The sequence below is a fragment of the Enterococcus sp. AMC1251 genome, assembly GCF_058216535.1.
In genome coordinates, this window is sequence record NZ_CM177098.1 from 2,108,489 (window position 1) to 2,125,225 (window position 16,737).

Consider the following 16,737-nt stretch of genomic DNA (forward strand, 5'->3'; position numbering starts at 1 on the left):
TCCTATTGCTTTTCAAGATTTGCAGTTTCTTCTACAACGCCTTGACTATCCAATTTTTTCATAAATGGCAGATACAATAATAATACCACAACGAATTGAATCAACTGTACGACCAATCCTTGCCAACCAGCTGCCATAAAACCAGACAAGAATGTTGGAAGATTTTTAGGTACATTAACACTAATAACAGGTAAAAAACCAATTATTGTCGCCACATAGGCAATCCCCACACAGATAGCAGCTGAAAGAGTCAAAGGAATAAAAACAAGAGCATTCATTATCATTGGAATCCCAAATTTCATTGGTTCAGTGATTCCGAAGATACTAGGAACTAACGAGATCTTTCCAATTGATTTGAATTTTTCACTTCTGCTCATCCAAACTAAAATAACAGCTAATGCTAATGCTCTCGGACCTTTAAAAGCATCTAAGAAAAACGAATTAATAATATTCGTAGCGACTTCTCCAGCTGCTACGGCTTCCATATTTGCGTATGCTTGTGTTGTAAATAAAACTGCAATAACAGAACCTACAACCATACTTCCATGAATACCGAAAAACCATAATAATTCTGATAAAAACATGATAAAGAGTGCTGACCAAATCGAACCTCCTAAGGCTTCAAGTGGTGTTTGTAGATTTGTATAAATAAAGTCATGAACATTTCCAAATTTAGTTTCTGCAAAAGCCGTACTGATTATAATAACAACAATAAAAATAATTGCAGCTGGAACAATTGCTTCAAAGGTTTTAGCAATAGCTGTTGGTACACTCTCAGGCATTCTAAACGTAATACGTTTTTCAACCATTTTAGCGAAAACCCAAGTGACAACTAAAGCTACAATCATCCCTACAAAAATTCCTTTTGATCCTAGATAAGTTAATTCGAACGCCAATGCTGGTTTCTCTTGACCAATATCAAATGCCGTAATTGGTGTCAAAACAAAGAAAGCAGCTAATGATAAGATAATTGACGCAATCGTATCTCCTTTTTTCTCTCTTGCCATCGCACAAGAGATACCTATAATTACATAAATTGTAATCAGATTACTTGAAATCGATGTTCCTAACGAGCAAGCTTTCATGACAATCTCAGGTAAACCTGGAATCATACCAATAATCGTTGTCAGACTTCCTACAATAGTGATTGGCAAAGTCATCATCATCCCATTAGCTATACTCTTAACAAATGTATTATTCGAAAATTTATTGACAAACACATTCAACCCATTTATAAACGAACTTTTTGTTGTTTCTGACATTTTTAACTCCTCCTTTTTTTACTAAACCTAAATAGATGCAATAACCTCTTGAGCATTCTTAAAAACTTTTTCACCATTCATCATGCCATAATCCATCATTTCAATTACAAGTACAGGAATATCAGGGTATTCTTTTTTTACATCATCTAGTTGGTAACCAACTTGCGGTCCTAATAAAATAATATCTGTTCCAGTCACCCTTTCTTCTAATTCACTAAGCCCGCAAGCAGAAATATCTGCTTCGATACCTTGAGATTTAGCGTATTCCTCCATTTTTTTAACTAACATTCCTGTAGACATTCCACCTGCACATGCTAATGTAATTTTCATCCTAATCACCTTTTCCATTTATTTTTTAGCACTCTCTTTAATTAAAATACGTAATTCTTGCAGTTCTTCATGTAAATCAATAAGTTCTTTTGTGAAATCGGTTGCTGTGATTGCAGCCATCATATGATCCTGCGCATGAGTCAAAAACATATTTGCAGATTCATCAGGATTACTCGCAAATTTTTGTAAAATATCTGTATGCTGTTGATGGGCAATTTTCAAATTACCTTTACTGTCCTCTAGCATTATTTTTGCACCAACGATCTCTCCACCTTTAGCCTCTTTGATTGCATTCATCGCAAGTGATTTTGCATTCCCCGCATAAACAATGATTTGCATTACATCTATCTCTGAAATCATTTGATCTTCTCCCTTCTAACACTAATTACGTTTTCATAGTTATATACGCAATACTCGTGCCAATTAATTAGAACGTTAATAGAACAAACGTTATAAGCAATGTGTTTTATATTATAAAAAAGGAAAACACATTCAATCAAAGAATGAAACACATTGTAATAAATAAAATATGCAACTTTGACTATTTCATCTGACAATATTATACTTAGTCTATAGAACAAAAAACACACTATTCATTAAAAATCGGGGGAAAAATGAAAAGAATCGATAAAGTAGCAGAATTGCTAATACAATACTCTGAAAAACAACCAGCTACTGCAAATGAGATTGCAGAACAACTCAACATTACGCGAGCAAACGTCAGTAGTGATTTAAATCAATTAGTCAAACTTGGAAAAGCAAAAAAAAGCGGCACTAAACCTGTCTATTTCTTTTCTACCATTCCAAAAGAAAAAAATGAATACAATATCTTAGATGAATTCATCAAAAAAAGCCCTAGTCTTTTTCATTGTGGTGAACAAGCCAAAGCAGCTGTCTTATATCCACCAAATGGTATGCATATTCTATTAACAGGAGAAACAGGCGTAGGAAAAAGTATGTTTGCTGAATTAATTTATACTTACGCAAAATCTCAAAATAAAATGAAAGCGGATTCTCTTTTTGTTACATTTAATTGTGCGGACTATGCTAATAACCCCCAATTATTGCTTGGTTCTATATTTGGAATTCTTAGAGGAGCATATACTGGAGCAGAAGAGAACAGAATTGGTTTACTGGAAAAAGCAAATGGAGGTGTTCTCTTTCTAGATGAAATCCATCGACTTCCTCCAGAAGGTCAAGAGATGTTATTTACATTTATCGATCGAGGAATTTATCGTAGACTTGGTGAAACAAGTAACGAACGACATGCCCAAGTATTACTTATTTGTGCAACAACTGAAGATACTTCTTCTTCTTTGCTACAAACATTTATCCGTAGAATTCCCATGAAAATCGAAATTCCTAGCTTAATTGAGCGTGATTTAGAAGAACGATTAAGTTTAATTTCAACTTTTTTTCAAACAGAAACTAAGAAATTAGGAACAGCAATAGAAGTTTCTACAAATACGATTCGAGCATTGTTAGGGTATCATTGTCCAAATAATGTTGGGCAACTAAAAGCTGATATTCAATTACTTTGCGCAAAATCTTATTCTCAATTTATTGTCCGACAAGAAGAAACGATTAAAATTAGCAGTTATGAATTACCTCATTATATCCGTGAAGGACTTTACAATACGGAACATCGCAAAAAAATCTGGCTACTGTTACCAAATATGAATACTCGCTTTTTCCTTTTCAATAATGATGAAACAACGCTCCTTTTGCCTAAAGATATGAAAAGTAACGATATTTACCAAATTATTGAACAAAAAATAAGTGATATGGAACGTATTGGTCTTGATACTTCCCAAACGTCTGAGATCATCGATACAACGATCACCAACTATTATCGCTCTTACAAGGTCGAATCAGTCGTTGATTTAAATAATTTAGAACAGATCGTTGGCTCCGAAATCGTAGCAACAGCTAATAAAATCTGTGAAAAAGCTTCTCGATTATTGAATGTTTTTCTTTCTGATAATGTCCGTTACGGTCTTTCTCTTCATTTGTATAATACGATTCAGCGCGTAAAAAGAGGTCAGACAATTCTTAATCCGCGAATTACAGAAATAAAAATGGCGCATCCTCGGCTTTTTGAAACAGCTCAACATTGTCTATCTATTATCGAATCTGATTTTAGTATTCAACTACCAGAAGATGAAGCAGGTTTTCTAGCATTATTTTTTACATCTGATGAAACAAAAAATAGAAGAAGAGCTAAAGTAGAAGTCTTAGTCGTCGCACATGGTGAATCAACAGCTACAAGTATGGCAAGTGTTGTCAACAAACTTCTGGGAGAACAAATAGCGGTAGGATTTGATATGAACCTTGAAGAAAGACCGATCGTTGCTTTGAGAGATATTGAAAACTACCTATCCAGCAAGAATAACTTAAAGGATGTTCTTTTATTGGTAGACATGGGCTCTTTGATCAATTTTAGTGATGAACTAGAAAAAAAATTAAATATCCAAATCCGCTATATTGAGTTAGTCAGTACACTCCATGTTTTAGAAGCTAGTAGAAAAGCTTCTCTTGGATATGGATTAAATGAGGTTTATGAATCTACGAAGAATATTAGAGGACTGTCTACTTATAAGAAAAATAATGATAAACAAAAAACACTAAAATTATATATCCTCACCCTATGTAGCACTGGTGAAGGATCTGCCCAATTAATCAAAAAAATGCTCAGTAATCGACTAAATTTACGTGGTGATGCTTGTGAAATCGTATCGTTGCAAATGACTGACGAAAGCTTACTAGAACAAACAATAACGAACTTGAATCATTCTGGAAAAATCATTTGTACGATTGGTACTTTTCAGTTATCATCCACTTCGCCTCATTTTTCAATCACTGACGCATTAGATAAAACGAAAACAAAAAAAATTCAGTCTCTTATCGACTATGAAATTGCATTTGAAGGTATGCGAACCAATATCTCAAATATGCTGAAGTATAAAGATGGTGAACAATTGATTTCTTCTATTCGCGAATGGGTAGAAACAATAGCTACAGAAATCAATCCTGATATCTCTTATGAAATAAAAGTAGGTTTAGCTTGTCATGTTGTTTGCATGATTGACCGTTTAAGACAAGGAAAGAATGTCAGTAGCTTCCCACAAACATCAGCGTTTCAAGAAAAATATGCGGTTGAAATTGCTAGTGTTCAAAAAAACAGTCAGCTTTTAGAAACCTACTATGCCATTACAATACCAAAGGATGAAGTCTTCTATATAACTGCCTTCTTAATGAATGAATCTTTTCTTTAAAATCAATACTTTCTGATGTTGGTAAGAACTCAGTCCGATTTGACAATGAGCCTAAACACAACACCATTCTAGAGCGCAACATAGAACTAAAACGAATTCAGATTCATGACTTTAGGCACTCACATGTAGCCTTGTTAGTTGAGAACGATGAAAAAGAATTTCCAATCAAAGAAAGACTCGATCATGCCTCCATTCACACGACTTACGACACATATGGACATCTTTCCCAAGTAATCAAAAAAGCATGTCAGACAAGCTAAATGACCTTTTTTAATACAAACCTTAACACAACATAAGCCACTCATTCCCTAACGAATTGAGTGGCTTATTTTAATTTAGACTGATATCTTTTATGATAGTATCAATCACATCATCTTGACTTTGTTTTGATGTAAGTAAAGTCTCATTTTTGAAACCCAATACATCTTTTTCTAACCACCAACTCTTCATTCTTTCAGCTCCAAATACTTTAGACAAGTCTCTTTGACTATGACGAGTAAGGGTTTCTTCAAATGAGATATCATAGTAATAAGCATGAACATCTCCTTGAAAAGACTCATATAGGGATATAAACATCTCCTTGTAAATATGAGAACCTAAAATACCTTCAATAACAATTAGTTCAAATCTCTCTTTGCCAAATTCAGCGATCTGTTTTATTAGTTCAGATGTTGGATTCTCTACCCTATCTTTGACATTTAAGATACCTAACCGAATTTCATCTTGAGAAATCCTCATTACAGTTCCTCTGGGGTAGTGATTTTGAATTGCTTTAGCTGTAGTCGTCTTCCCACTAGCTGAATTCCCTCTTATAATGATTAATTTACTCATCTATTATTTTTCCTCCCTACACTAAGATGTGAAGGTAAACTATATTAGTAAAGAATGATCTAGGAGATAATAACTCATACTCAAAAGTCACCGATTTTCTATATTTATTTCAGTGTGCAAAGTAGAGACTCTCCCAAAAATCACCTAGACAAAAAAAAGAGCATCAACATAAGATACATGTTAATGCTTGGCATATACCGGCGGCCGGGGTCGAACCGGCACGATCGTAAGATCACAGGATTTTGAGTCCAGCGCGTCTGCCAATTCCGCCACGCCGGCATAAAATAAATAATTCGCAAGGCGGTAACCGGATTTGAACCGGTGATGAAGGTTTTGCAGACCTCTGCCTTACCACTTGGCTATACCGCCATATTATACAAATTGACCATTCTCAAAAAGAGAAACTGGGGTAGCTGGATTCGAACCAACGCATGACAGGATCAAAACCTGTTGCCTTACCGCTTGGCTATACCCCAATAATTAGAGTTAAGGGCGACTGATGGGAATCGAACCCACGCGTGGCGGAACCACAATCCGCTGTGTTAACCACTTCACCACAATCGCCATAAAACATATAATAAATTTAAAGCTAAGGGCGACTGATGGGGATCGAACCCACGCATGGCGGAACCACAATCCGCTGTGTTAACCACTTCACCACAATCGCCATAAACTATTAACAGGGATAGTAGGAATCGAACCCACAATGACGGTTTTGGAGACCGTAGTTATACCGTTTAACTATATCCCTACTATAAATGGAGGAAAGTGGATTCGAACCACTGAACCCTAAGGAACGGATTTACAGTCCGTCGCGTTTAGCCACTTCGCTATTCCTCCAAATGGCGCAAGACAGAATCGAACTGCCGACACACGGAGCTTCAATCCGTTGCTCTACCAACTGAGCTACTGCGCCAAAAACTTAAAACGGTCTGGACGGGACTCGAACCCGCGACCTCCTGCGTGACAGGCAGGCATTCTAACCAACTGAACTACCAAACCGTAATTTAATGGAGGTTGACGGGATCGAACCGCCGACCCCCTGCTTGTAAGGCAGGTGCTCTCCCAGCTGAGCTAAACCTCCAAAAAATATAAATGACCCGTACGGGAATCGAACCCGTGATACCGCCGTGAAAGGGCGGTGTCTTAACCGCTTGACCAACGGGCCAATAAAACTTAATACGGAGAGTAAGGGATTCGAACCCTTGAGACAGCGTTCACCGTCTACATGATTTCCAATCATGCTCCTTCGGCCACTCGGACAACTCTCCAGAGTTAAAAGAAGCAAACACTACTCATATGTCCTATATTAAGGAACTCCGGCAGTAGGACTCGAACCTACGACATCATGATTAACAGTCATGCGCTACTACCAACTGAGCTATGCCGGAATAATTAGCGTGGCGACGTCCTACTCTCACAAAGGGAAACCCTTCACTACAATCGGCGCTAAGAAGCTTAACTTCTGTGTTCGGCATGGGAACAGGTGTATCCTTCTCGCTATCGCCACCACACTGGGTGTTGTTGCTATTTAATTGAGTGCTTTTTATTCACTCAAAACTGGATTGAAGTAGTAATCAAACAGCCCGAAATACTTTTTTATTTCGTTTCTTTGGTTAAGTCCTCGACCGATTAGTATTGGTCCGCTCCGTACATCACTGCACTTCCACTTCCAACCTATCTACCTGATCATCTCTCAGGGGTCTTACTTTCTTAAAGAAATGGGAAATCTCATCTTGAGGTGGGCTTCACACTTAGATGCTTTCAGCGTTTATCCCTTCCCTACATAGCTACCCAGCAATGCCCTTGGCAGAACAACTGGTACACCAGCGGTAAGTCCATCCCGGTCCTCTCGTACTAAGGACAGCTCCTCTCAAATTTCCAACGCCCGCGACGGATAGGGACCGAACTGTCTCACGACGTTCTGAACCCAGCTCGCGTGCCGCTTTAATGGGCGAACAGCCCAACCCTTGGGACCGACTACAGCCCCAGGATGCGACGAGCCGACATCGAGGTGCCAAACCTCCCCGTCGATGTGGACTCTTGGGGGAGATAAGCCTGTTATCCCCAGGGTAGCTTTTATCCGTTGAGCGATGGCCCTTCCATGCGGAACCACCGGATCACTAAGCCCGACTTTCGTCCCTGCTCGACTTGTAAGTCTCGCAGTCAAGCTCCCTTCTGCCTTTACACTCTGCGAATGATTTCCAACCATTCTGAGGGAACCTTTGGGCGCCTCCGTTACTCTTTAGGAGGCGACCGCCCCAGTCAAACTGCCCACCTGACACTGTCTCCCACCACGATAAGTGGTGCGGGTTAGAGGGTTCATAACACAAGGGTAGTATCCCACCAGCGCCTCCACCGAAACTAGCGTTCCGGGTTCATCGGCTCCTACCTATCCTGTACATGTGGTACAAACACTCAATATCAAGCTACAGTAAAGCTCCATGGGGTCTTTCCGTCCTGTCGCGGGTAACCTGCATCTTCACAGGTACTAAAATTTCACCGAGTCTCTCGTTGAGACAGTGCCCAAATCGTTACGCCTTTCGTGCGGGTCGGAACTTACCCGACAAGGAATTTCGCTACCTTAGGACCGTTATAGTTACGGCCGCCGTTTACTGGGGCTTCAATTCTGAGCTTCGCCGAAGCTAACCCATCCTCTTAACCTTCCAGCACCGGGCAGGCGTCAGCCCCTATACTTCATCTTTCGATTTTGCAGAGACCTGTGTTTTTGATAAACAGTCGCTTGGGCCTATTCACTGCGGCTGACCGAAGTCAGCACCCCTTCTCCCGAAGTTACGGGGTCATTTTGCCGAGTTCCTTAACGAGAGTTCGCTCGCTCACCTTAGGATACTCTCCTCGACTACCTGTGTCGGTTTACGGTACGGGCAGTTGTTTTCTCACTAGAAGCTTTTCTTGACAGTGTGACATCAGGAACTTCGGTACTATTATTTCCCTCCCCATCACAGCTTGTCCGTACAGAGTAAAGCATTTGACTCTACTCAAGACTTACTGCTTGGACATGCACTTCCAGTCGCATGCATTCCTTAGCCTCCTGCGTCCCTCCATTGCTCAAACAAAAACAACTGGTACAGGAATATCAACCTGTTGTCCATCGCCTACGCCTTTCGGCCTCGGCTTAGGTCCCGACTAACCCTGGGCGGACGAGCCTTCCCCAGGAAACCTTAGTCATACGGTGGACGGGATTCTCACCCGTCTTTCGCTACTCATACCGGCATTCTCACTTCTAAGCGCTCCAGCCGTCCTCACGATCGACCTTCAACGCCCTTAGAACGCTCTCCTACCATTACACCAGAGGTGTAATCCACAGCTTCGGTAATATGTTTAGCCCCGGTACATTTTCGGCGCAGGGTCACTCGACTAGTGAGCTATTACGCACTCTTTAAATGGTGGCTGCTTCTGAGCCAACATCCTAGTTGTCTGTGCAACCCCACATCCTTTTCCACTTAACATATATTTTGGGACCTTAGCTGGTGGTCTGGGCTGTTTCCCTTTCGACTACGGATCTTATCACTCGCAGTCTGACTCCCGGATATAAATGAATGGCATTCGGAGTTTATCTGAATTCGGTAACCCGAGATGGGCCCCTAGTCCAAACAGTGCTCTACCTCCATCATTCTTAATTCCGAGGCTAGCCCTAAAGCTATTTCGGAGAGAACCAGCTATCTCCAAGTTCGTTTGGAATTTCTCCGCTACCCACAGCTCATCCCCGCACTTTTCAACGTACGTGGGTTCGGTCCTCCAGTGCGTTTTACCACACCTTCAACCTGGCCATGGGTAGATCACATGGTTTCGGGTCTACGACTACATACTCATTCGCCCTATTCAGACTCGCTTTCGCTGCGGCTCCGGCTCTTCACCTTAACCTCGCATGCAATCGTAACTCGCCGGTTCATTCTACAAAAGGCACGCCATTACCCATTAACGGGCTTTGACTTGTTGTAGGCACACGGTTTCAGGATCTATTTCACTCCCCTTCCGGGGTGCTTTTCACCTTTCCCTCACGGTACTGGTTCACTATCGGTCATTAGGGAGTATTTAGCCTTGCGGGATGGTCCCCGCGGATTCCGACGGAATTTCTCGTGTTCCGCCGTACTCAGGATCCTCCTAGGTGTTGCCAACATTTCGTCTACGGGGCTATTACCCACTTTGGCGAACCTTTCCAAGTTCTTCGACTATCTTGACAGACTACCACAACGGAGTCCTACAACCCCAACAAGCAAGCTTGTTGGTTTGGGCTTTTCCCGTTTCGCTCGCCGCTACTCAGGGAATCGAATTTTCTTTCTCTTCCTGCAGGTACTTAGATGTTTCAGTTCTCTGCGTCTACCTCTAACCAGCTATGTATTCACTGGAAAGTAACATCCTATAAAAGATGCTGGGTTTCCCCATTCGGAAATCTCTGGATCATAGCTCACTTACAGCTCCCCAAAGCATATCGGTGTTAGTCCCGTCCTTCATCGGCTCCTAATGCCAAGGCATCCACCGTGCGCCCTTATTCACTTAACCTTATGATCTTACGATCAATTGTTTGGTTCGTTTCTCTAGCGATAGAGGCGTCACCAATAAAATAAGCTTCGAACAGTTAATTAACTCTTCAACGCGGTGTTCTCGGTTTGTTTTGATTACTTTTTTACTTCAATATCCAGTTTTCAATGAACAATCTTAATAACCTAACGGTTACTAATGGAGCCTAGCGGGATCGAACCGCTGACCTCCTGCGTGCAAAGCAGGCGCTCTCCCATCTGAGCTAAGGCCCCATAATGCTATTAATTTAAGAGTAAACCTCTCAAAACTGAACAAAGTATCGACGAATGTGTAAGTTTCCGTAATATTCCTTAGAAAGGAGGTGATCCAGCCGCACCTTCCGATACGGCTACCTTGTTACGACTTCACCCCAATCATCTATCCCACCTTAGGCGGCTGGCTCCACAAGGGTTACCTCACCGACTTCGGGTGTTACAAACTTTCGTGGTGTGACGGGCGGTGTGTACAAGGCCCGGGAACGTATTCACCGCGGCGTGCTGATCCGCGATTACTAGCGATTCCGGCTTCATGTAGGCGAGTTGCAGCCTACAATCCGAACTGAGAGAAGCTTTAAGAGATTTGCATGACCTCGCGGTCTAGCGACTCGTTGTACTTCCCATTGTAGCACGTGTGTAGCCCAGGTCATAAGGGGCATGATGATTTGACGTCATCCCCACCTTCCTCCGGTTTGTCACCGGCAGTCTCGCTAGAGTGCCCAACTGAATGATGGCAACTAACAATAAGGGTTGCGCTCGTTGCGGGACTTAACCCAACATCTCACGACACGAGCTGACGACAACCATGCACCACCTGTCACTTTGTCCCCGAAGGGAAAGCTCGATCTCTCGAGTGGTCAAAGGATGTCAAGACCTGGTAAGGTTCTTCGCGTTGCTTCGAATTAAACCACATGCTCCACCGCTTGTGCGGGCCCCCGTCAATTCCTTTGAGTTTCAACCTTGCGGTCGTACTCCCCAGGCGGAGTGCTTAATGCGTTAGCTGCAGCACTGAAGGGCGGAAACCCTCCAACACTTAGCACTCATCGTTTACGGCGTGGACTACCAGGGTATCTAATCCTGTTTGCTCCCCACGCTTTCGAGCCTCAGCGTCAGTTACAGACCAGAGAGTCGCCTTCGCCACTGGTGTTCCTCCATATATCTACGCATTTCACCGCTACACATGGAATTCCACTCTCCTCTTCTGCACTCAAGTCTCCCAGTTTCCAATGACCCTCCCCGGTTGAGCCGGGGGCTTTCACATCAGACTTAAGAAACCGCCTGCGCTCGCTTTACGCCCAATAAATCCGGACAACGCTTGCCACCTACGTATTACCGCGGCTGCTGGCACGTAGTTAGCCGTGGCTTTCTGGTTAGATACCGTCAAGGCAAGAGCAGTTACTCTCCTACTTGTTCTTCTCTAACAACAGAGTTTTACGATCCGAAAACCTTCTTCACTCACGCGGCGTTGCTCGGTCAGACTTTCGTCCATTGCCGAAGATTCCCTACTGCTGCCTCCCGTAGGAGTCTGGGCCGTGTCTCAGTCCCAGTGTGGCCGATCACCCTCTCAGGTCGGCTATGCATCATGGCCTTGGTGAGCCGTTACCTCACCAACTAGCTAATGCACCGCGGGTCCATCCATCAGTGACACCCGAAAGCGTCTTTCAAATCTACACCATGCGGTGTTGACTATTATGCGGTATTAGCACCTGTTTCCAAGTGTTATCCCCCTCTGATGGGTAGGTTACCCACGTGTTACTCACCCGTCCGCCACTCCTCTTTTCAAATGAGTGCAAGCACTCGGTAGAAAAGAAGCGTTCGACTTGCATGTATTAGGCACGCCGCCAGCGTTCGTCCTGAGCCAGGATCAAACTCTCATAATAAAAGTTGAACACAATCCGAAGATTGTTAAGCTCATTTGGTTGCTAGCATATTGCTTCGCTTTGTTAAAAATTGTTGTTTGTTTTTACCGTTGTAAAAACAACCTACACATTTGGTTCGTCTTACTTTGTTCAGTTTTCAAAGGTCTACTGTGTTACCTCGCAGCAACTTTTATATCATATCAAATCTCTGATTCGATGTCAACACTTTTTCAAAAAAAGTTTCAAAGTTTTTTTCTGCTTGATGTTATCGAATGTTTTGCGACAACTTCATTAGTTTATCAGGTTGTTTGTTATTTGTCAACAACTTTCTTCTTATTCCCCAAGTCTTTTTAGTCATTTCCAATTAACAGCCACGTTATTCTATCACGATTACATTCCTTTCGTCAAGAAGAAAAAAATAAGATTTTTTCTTTTTATTAAAGTAACAAGTAATCCTCAGAACATGTATAAATATAACAATACTTATCAAAAAATGCAACTAGAAAATACCTACATACTGATTCTTTTTTTCTTAGCGAACAAATAAAATAAATTTCATTTGAACATTCGTTTTTTCTTTAGCGTTTCACGCTATAATAAATTGATTATTCGGTTAAATAATAAAAAAATGAGTAGAAGTCTCCCCCTACTCTACTTTTTTTTGCTTTTATTTATTATCGGGATATAGATTCTAAAAATGGTTCCTTGATGAACAACACTTTCTGCATCAATTCTTCCTTTATAATTTTCTACCAACTGCTTAGCAATTGATAAACCTAATCCATTCCCCCCTTTATTACGGGCTCGAGCTTTGTCTACTCGATAAAAACGATTAAAAATTTTATCTAAATCATCTTCTGGAATTCCTTCACCAAAATCTTGAATAGCAATTTCAAATTCATTTAGTGTTTTTGAAATAGAAATATGAACCTCTTTACGAGCCGTTGAATACTTTACTGCATTATCCAAAATAATGATTAAAAGCTGTTCAAAGTGATTTCGATAAATCCCTAGCGTCACTTCATGCAATAAGTCATCATCTAAAGTAATAACAAAATCTGGATATAAAATTTTGAAATTATTAAATACTTGGTAAACAACTTGTTTAGCATTTGATGTGTGATTTGAATATTGAATATCAACTTGTTCAGCACGAGATAAATCCAGCATTTCTTGTACTAAACTTTTCATCCGGACTATTTCCTGCAAACTAGCCTCTAACGACTCATCCAAAACTTCTGGATCTTCTTTTCCCCATCGATTCAATAAATTCAAATGTCCTTCGATAATTGCTACAGGCGTACGTAACTCATGAGATACGTCTTCTACAAATTGCTCTTGCTGCTCAATGTATCGTCTCATGCGGTCCAACATTTCATTAAATATTTCCGCAAGGTCTGCTAGCTCATCATTAGAATGAATGTCCGGCATGTGTATATCTGATTGCGGATCTTTTCTAATTGTATCCATTGTATCTCGCAAAACTTTCAATGGCTTCAAGAAATACGAAGATAAGATAAAACCTAATATGCTACTTAAAATAAATGAAACAATTTCCAAAATGATTAAGGTTAGCAATAAACGATTCCTGATATCGTAAAAAGAAGACAACTCATAAAACGTCTGAATATAACCGATCTGTTCCCTATTTTCTTTTGAATAGACTGGTTGAATGCTCAGAAACCCTGTTTTATCATTTAATGTTTTAATCTCAACGTATTGTTTCTTTTTTTTTAGTAGCTGATTTTGTGCTTTTTGCGTCTCAAATACTAAAATTCCATTTGTATCGTAAATAGATAAGAACAACGCTGGCTGTCCGAGTTCAGAAAGCATGGTATCCATTTCCATCAATGATCCTTCTACAGATAGCTTTTTATTTGTTAAATCATTTTTATCAACACTCGGTGTTTTTAACTTTTCGTAGACATCTGATACAGTAAGGTTCTCATTCGCATTCGCTAGTCGATTGCCCACTTCTGCAATTGTTCTTTCTACATTTTCTCGTTCTTTTTCAACAATAAGGTTGACGGAAGACTTATAAGTAATCACTGCAAATATAGTAAATACAACAAATATGAAGAAAGAACTTGCGGAAGCCCACTTGATTGTCAAAGAAGGCCCCTTCAGTTCTTTTTTTGCTGCTTTTTTTATTTTTATTGTTCTCACGAGCGCATCACATAGCCTGTTCCACGAACAGTTTGAATGTAGCTCTCCTCGCCTGGAACATCAATTTTGTTACGTAGATAACGGATATAAACATCGACAACATTCGTTTCGACTTCTGTTTCGTACCCCCATACTTTATTTAATAGCACATCACGGGCTAATACAACATTTACATTTTCCATTAAAGTTAATAGTAATTCATATTCACGTTTCGTTAATTCGATCATTTCAGAATTGCGGCGAACAACACGATTTTCTTTTTCGATCGTTAAATCACGATACGTAATCGTTGTTTGTTTTGCTACATTTTTATCACCTTCGATATCGATTCGGCGAAGTAATGCACGTAAACGTGCTAATAACTCTTCTATAGCAAAAGGTTTTACAATATAATCATCTGCTCCATGATCTAAACCAGATACACGATCAATCACAGAATCTCTTGCTGTCATCATGATAATTGGTGTATTTTTCACTTGGCGTACACGTCGACAAACTTCAAGCCCGTTCAATTCAGGCAACATCAAATCTAAAAGGATAGCGTCCCAATCATTATTTAAAGCCGCTTCTAAACCAGTACGTCCATTGTAGTGAACCTCCGTAGTGTAACCCTCATGTTTCAGCTCCAATTCTACAAAGCGCGCTAAGTTTTTTTCATCTTCAATAATTAGAATATTACTCATTGGTTATTTGTCCTTTCTCTTTAAAAGCTATCTTAAAGCCTACCCATTATACCCACTTTTAACTCAAAAAGCTAGTAACAACCTATTTCACCCATATAGCAGAGAGAAAACCATGAGAAATCTTTGAATCCCATGGTTTTCAAACAGATTATTGTTCGTTATACCAACTATAGTGATAAGTACCTTCTTTATCAACACGTTGATACGTATGAGCCCCAAAGTAATCTCTTTGTGCTTGAATCAAATTCGCTGGTAAGCGTTCTGAGCGGTAAGAGTCATAATAAGCAATAGCTGAAGCAAATGTTGGAACTGGAACGCCAGCTTGAACAGCGATCGATACAACATCACGAACAGATTGTTGATATTTTTTTGTAATATCAATAAAGTACTCATCTAATAGCAAGTTTTCAATTGTAGAATTTTTATCGTAAGCGTCTGTAATTTTTTGTAAAAATTGAGCACGGATGATACAACCTGCACGCCAGATTTTAGCGATTTCACCAAATGGTAAGTCCCACCCATAATCTTCAGAAGCGACACGTAATTGAGCAAATCCTTGTGCGTAACTCATGATTTTACTGAAATAAAGAGCTTCACGAATTTTTTCGATCAGTTCTTTTTTATCCCCTTGATAGGCAGGAGCTTCAGGCTTAGCTAACACTTTACTGGCTTTCAAACGTTCATCTTTATAAGCAGAAATGAAACGGGCAAAAACAGATTCGGTAATCAATGGTAGTGGAACACCCAAGTCTAACGCACTTTGGCTTGTCCATTTACCTGTTCCTTTATTACCAGCAGCATCCAGGATCACATCAACGATTGGTTTGCCTGTTCCTTCATCGTCTTTTCGTGTTAAGATATCTGCTGTGATTTCTACGAGATAACTATCTAACTCTCCTTGATTCCATTCTTTGAAAATTTCAGCCATCTCATCTACAGAGACACCAAGAATATTTTTCATTAAATCATAAGATTCAGCAATCAATTGCATATCGCCATATTCGATTCCATTATGCACCATTTTAACATAATGACCTGCACCATTAGGGCCAATATACGTCACACAGGGTTCGCCATCTTCTGCTTTAGCTGAAATTTTTTCTAAAATCGGAGCGACTAATTCATAGGCTTCCTTTTGACCGCCTGGCATGATTGATGGGCCTTTTAATGCACCTTCTTCACCGCCTGAAACACCAGTTCCGATAAAGTTGATTCCTGAATTAGCCAGTTCTTCATTTCTACGAATCGTATCTTTAAAGAATGTATTCCCACCGTCGATCAAAATATCCCCTTTATCTAAATGAGGTAATAACTCTTGAATCGTTGCATCGGTTGCAAAACCCGCTTGAACCATCAGCATAATACGACGTGGTTTTTCAATAGAGTCTACAAACTCTTCAATTGTATAAGTCGCTTTAAAACTTTTATCTGGATGCTCTTCAACGACATCCGTGGTTTTTGAACCTGTACGATTAAATAGAGCAACTGAGTATCCTCTACTTTCGATGTTTAAGGCTAAATTTTTTCCCATTACGGCCATTCCGACTACGCCAAATTGTTGTTTTGTCATCTTGTATCCTCCCACTATCTTTGAAAAGAAATTCATTAGAGTTTTCTTATAATCTACATCATTATAACGTAGAATGCTTGATATGAAAACAAAATAGTTCGATTAATTTGATTAATTCATATTTATTTTTTTAATTTTGGACAATTACAGAAAAATATCGATCAGAAAAATCCTCGTTAAATAAAATAAATCCCCTAGGCTCCATGGTTAGCCTAGGGGATTT

The 16,737-nt window shown here is 40.2% G+C and carries 8 protein-coding genes, 14 tRNA genes and 3 rRNA genes; 1 reads left to right on the plus strand and 24 read right to left on the minus strand.

All coding sequences use genetic code 11. The annotated features are described in order from the left end of the window. Nucleotides 1-2 precede the first annotated feature (2 nt). From AC4BBR_RS09925 to AC4BBR_RS09935, 3 genes are read right to left on the minus strand one after another with little or no spacing between them, the layout of a single operon-like run. Nucleotides 3-1,262, minus strand: coding sequence for a PTS sugar transporter subunit IIC (locus AC4BBR_RS09925; protein ID WP_490459412.1), 1,260 nt, complete (start codon nucleotides 1,260-1,262; stop codon nucleotides 3-5). A gap of 27 nt (nucleotides 1,263-1,289) precedes the next feature. Beyond that, the gene (locus tag AC4BBR_RS09930) at nucleotides 1,290-1,592 is read right to left on the minus strand and encodes a PTS sugar transporter subunit IIB (protein ID WP_490459413.1); all 303 of its coding nucleotides are present in this window, start codon (nucleotides 1,590-1,592) and stop codon (nucleotides 1,290-1,292) included. Between the two features lie 18 nt (nucleotides 1,593-1,610). Then, the gene (locus AC4BBR_RS09935; RefSeq protein ID WP_490459414.1) at nucleotides 1,611-1,952 is read right to left on the minus strand and encodes a PTS lactose/cellobiose transporter subunit IIA; all 342 of its coding nucleotides are present in this window, start codon (nucleotides 1,950-1,952) and stop codon (nucleotides 1,611-1,613) included. Nucleotides 1,953-2,206: 254 nt separating this feature from the next. On the opposite strand from AC4BBR_RS09935, the gene AC4BBR_RS09940 reads away from it, so the two are divergent. Further along, entirely contained in the window at nucleotides 2,207-4,867 is a 2,661-nt protein-coding gene (locus AC4BBR_RS09940; protein WP_490459415.1) for a sigma-54-dependent transcriptional regulator, read from the plus strand. Between the two features lie 330 nt (nucleotides 4,868-5,197). Here AC4BBR_RS09940 and AC4BBR_RS09945 read toward each other — a convergent pair whose 3' ends face one another. The 21 genes from AC4BBR_RS09945 to gnd form a co-directional block, all read right to left on the minus strand. After that, entirely contained in the window at nucleotides 5,198-5,698 is a 501-nt protein-coding gene (locus AC4BBR_RS09945; RefSeq protein ID WP_490459416.1) for a P-loop NTPase family protein, read from the minus strand. 195 nt (nucleotides 5,699-5,893) lie between these two features. After that, nucleotides 5,894-5,977: transfer RNA gene (locus AC4BBR_RS09950), tRNA-Leu, on the minus strand. A gap of 19 nt (nucleotides 5,978-5,996) precedes the next feature. Then, nucleotides 5,997-6,067 (minus strand) — tRNA-Cys (locus AC4BBR_RS09955). 35 nt (nucleotides 6,068-6,102) lie between these two features. After that, nucleotides 6,103-6,174, minus strand: a tRNA-Gln gene (locus tag AC4BBR_RS09960). 15 nt (nucleotides 6,175-6,189) lie between these two features. Then, nucleotides 6,190-6,262, minus strand: a tRNA-His gene (locus AC4BBR_RS09965). A 30-nt stretch (nucleotides 6,263-6,292) separates the two neighbouring features. Continuing rightward, nucleotides 6,293-6,365 (minus strand) — tRNA-His (locus AC4BBR_RS09970). A gap of 13 nt (nucleotides 6,366-6,378) precedes the next feature. Further along, a tRNA-Trp gene (locus AC4BBR_RS09975) sits at nucleotides 6,379-6,449 on the minus strand. Between the two features lie 8 nt (nucleotides 6,450-6,457). Beyond that, nucleotides 6,458-6,538: transfer RNA gene (locus AC4BBR_RS09980), tRNA-Tyr, on the minus strand. A 3-nt stretch (nucleotides 6,539-6,541) separates the two neighbouring features. Further along, a tRNA-Phe gene (locus AC4BBR_RS09985) sits at nucleotides 6,542-6,614 on the minus strand. A 12-nt stretch (nucleotides 6,615-6,626) separates the two neighbouring features. Beyond that, a tRNA-Asp gene (locus AC4BBR_RS09990) sits at nucleotides 6,627-6,700 on the minus strand. Nucleotides 6,701-6,709: 9 nt separating this feature from the next. Further along, nucleotides 6,710-6,782 (minus strand) — tRNA-Val (locus AC4BBR_RS09995). A 12-nt stretch (nucleotides 6,783-6,794) separates the two neighbouring features. Continuing rightward, a tRNA-Glu gene (locus AC4BBR_RS10000) sits at nucleotides 6,795-6,866 on the minus strand. Nucleotides 6,867-6,880: 14 nt separating this feature from the next. Continuing rightward, nucleotides 6,881-6,969: transfer RNA gene (locus AC4BBR_RS10005), tRNA-Ser, on the minus strand. A 46-nt stretch (nucleotides 6,970-7,015) separates the two neighbouring features. Further along, nucleotides 7,016-7,089 (minus strand) — tRNA-Asn (locus tag AC4BBR_RS10010). 7 nt (nucleotides 7,090-7,096) lie between these two features. After that, nucleotides 7,097-7,212: ribosomal RNA gene (gene rrf, locus AC4BBR_RS10015) — 5S ribosomal RNA — on the minus strand. A 98-nt stretch (nucleotides 7,213-7,310) separates the two neighbouring features. Further along, nucleotides 7,311-10,222 (minus strand): 23S ribosomal RNA (locus tag AC4BBR_RS10020). 178 nt (nucleotides 10,223-10,400) lie between these two features. After that, nucleotides 10,401-10,473: transfer RNA gene (locus AC4BBR_RS10025), tRNA-Ala, on the minus strand. Nucleotides 10,474-10,555: 82 nt separating this feature from the next. Next, a 16S ribosomal RNA gene (locus AC4BBR_RS10030) occupies nucleotides 10,556-12,116 on the minus strand. The 16S, 23S and 5S rRNA genes sit together here with 14 tRNA genes alongside, the layout of an rRNA operon. Nucleotides 12,117-12,746: 630 nt before the next feature. After that, on the minus strand, nucleotides 12,747-14,261 hold the full coding sequence (locus AC4BBR_RS10035; RefSeq protein WP_490459417.1) for a HAMP domain-containing sensor histidine kinase: 1,515 nt from the start codon (nucleotides 14,259-14,261) through the stop codon (nucleotides 12,747-12,749). Beyond that, the gene (locus AC4BBR_RS10040; protein WP_010765234.1) at nucleotides 14,258-14,944 is read right to left on the minus strand and encodes a response regulator transcription factor; all 687 of its coding nucleotides are present in this window, start codon (nucleotides 14,942-14,944) and stop codon (nucleotides 14,258-14,260) included. Before AC4BBR_RS10040 ends, AC4BBR_RS10035 begins: the two co-directional genes overlap by 4 nt. 148 nt (nucleotides 14,945-15,092) lie before the next feature. Next, a complete protein-coding gene (gnd, locus tag AC4BBR_RS10045) occupies nucleotides 15,093-16,514 on the minus strand; it encodes an NADP-dependent phosphogluconate dehydrogenase (protein ID WP_490459418.1) in 1,422 nt (473 codons plus the stop codon). Nucleotides 16,515-16,737: the final 223 nt, after the last annotated feature.

Bases quoted from the DNA above. Each gene is read 5' to 3' on its own strand.
- AC4BBR_RS09925 (WP_490459412.1), bottom strand. From the start codon at position 1,262: ATGTCAGAAACAACAAAAAGTTCGTTTATAAATGGGTTGAATGTGTTT.
- AC4BBR_RS09930 (WP_490459413.1), bottom strand. From the start codon at position 1,592: ATGAAAATTACATTAGCATGTGCAGGTGGAATGTCTACAGGAATGTTA.
- AC4BBR_RS09935 (WP_490459414.1), bottom strand. From the start codon at position 1,952: ATGATTTCAGAGATAGATGTAATGCAAATCATTGTTTATGCGGGGAAT.
- AC4BBR_RS09940 (WP_490459415.1), top strand. From the start codon at position 2,207: ATGAAAAGAATCGATAAAGTAGCAGAATTGCTAATACAATACTCTGAA.
- AC4BBR_RS09945 (WP_490459416.1), bottom strand. From the start codon at position 5,698: ATGAGTAAATTAATCATTATAAGAGGGAATTCAGCTAGTGGGAAGACG.
- AC4BBR_RS10040 (WP_010765234.1), bottom strand. From the start codon at position 14,944: ATGAGTAATATTCTAATTATTGAAGATGAAAAAAACTTAGCGCGCTTT.
- gnd (WP_490459418.1), bottom strand. From the start codon at position 16,514: ATGACAAAACAACAATTTGGCGTAGTCGGAATGGCCGTAATGGGAAAA.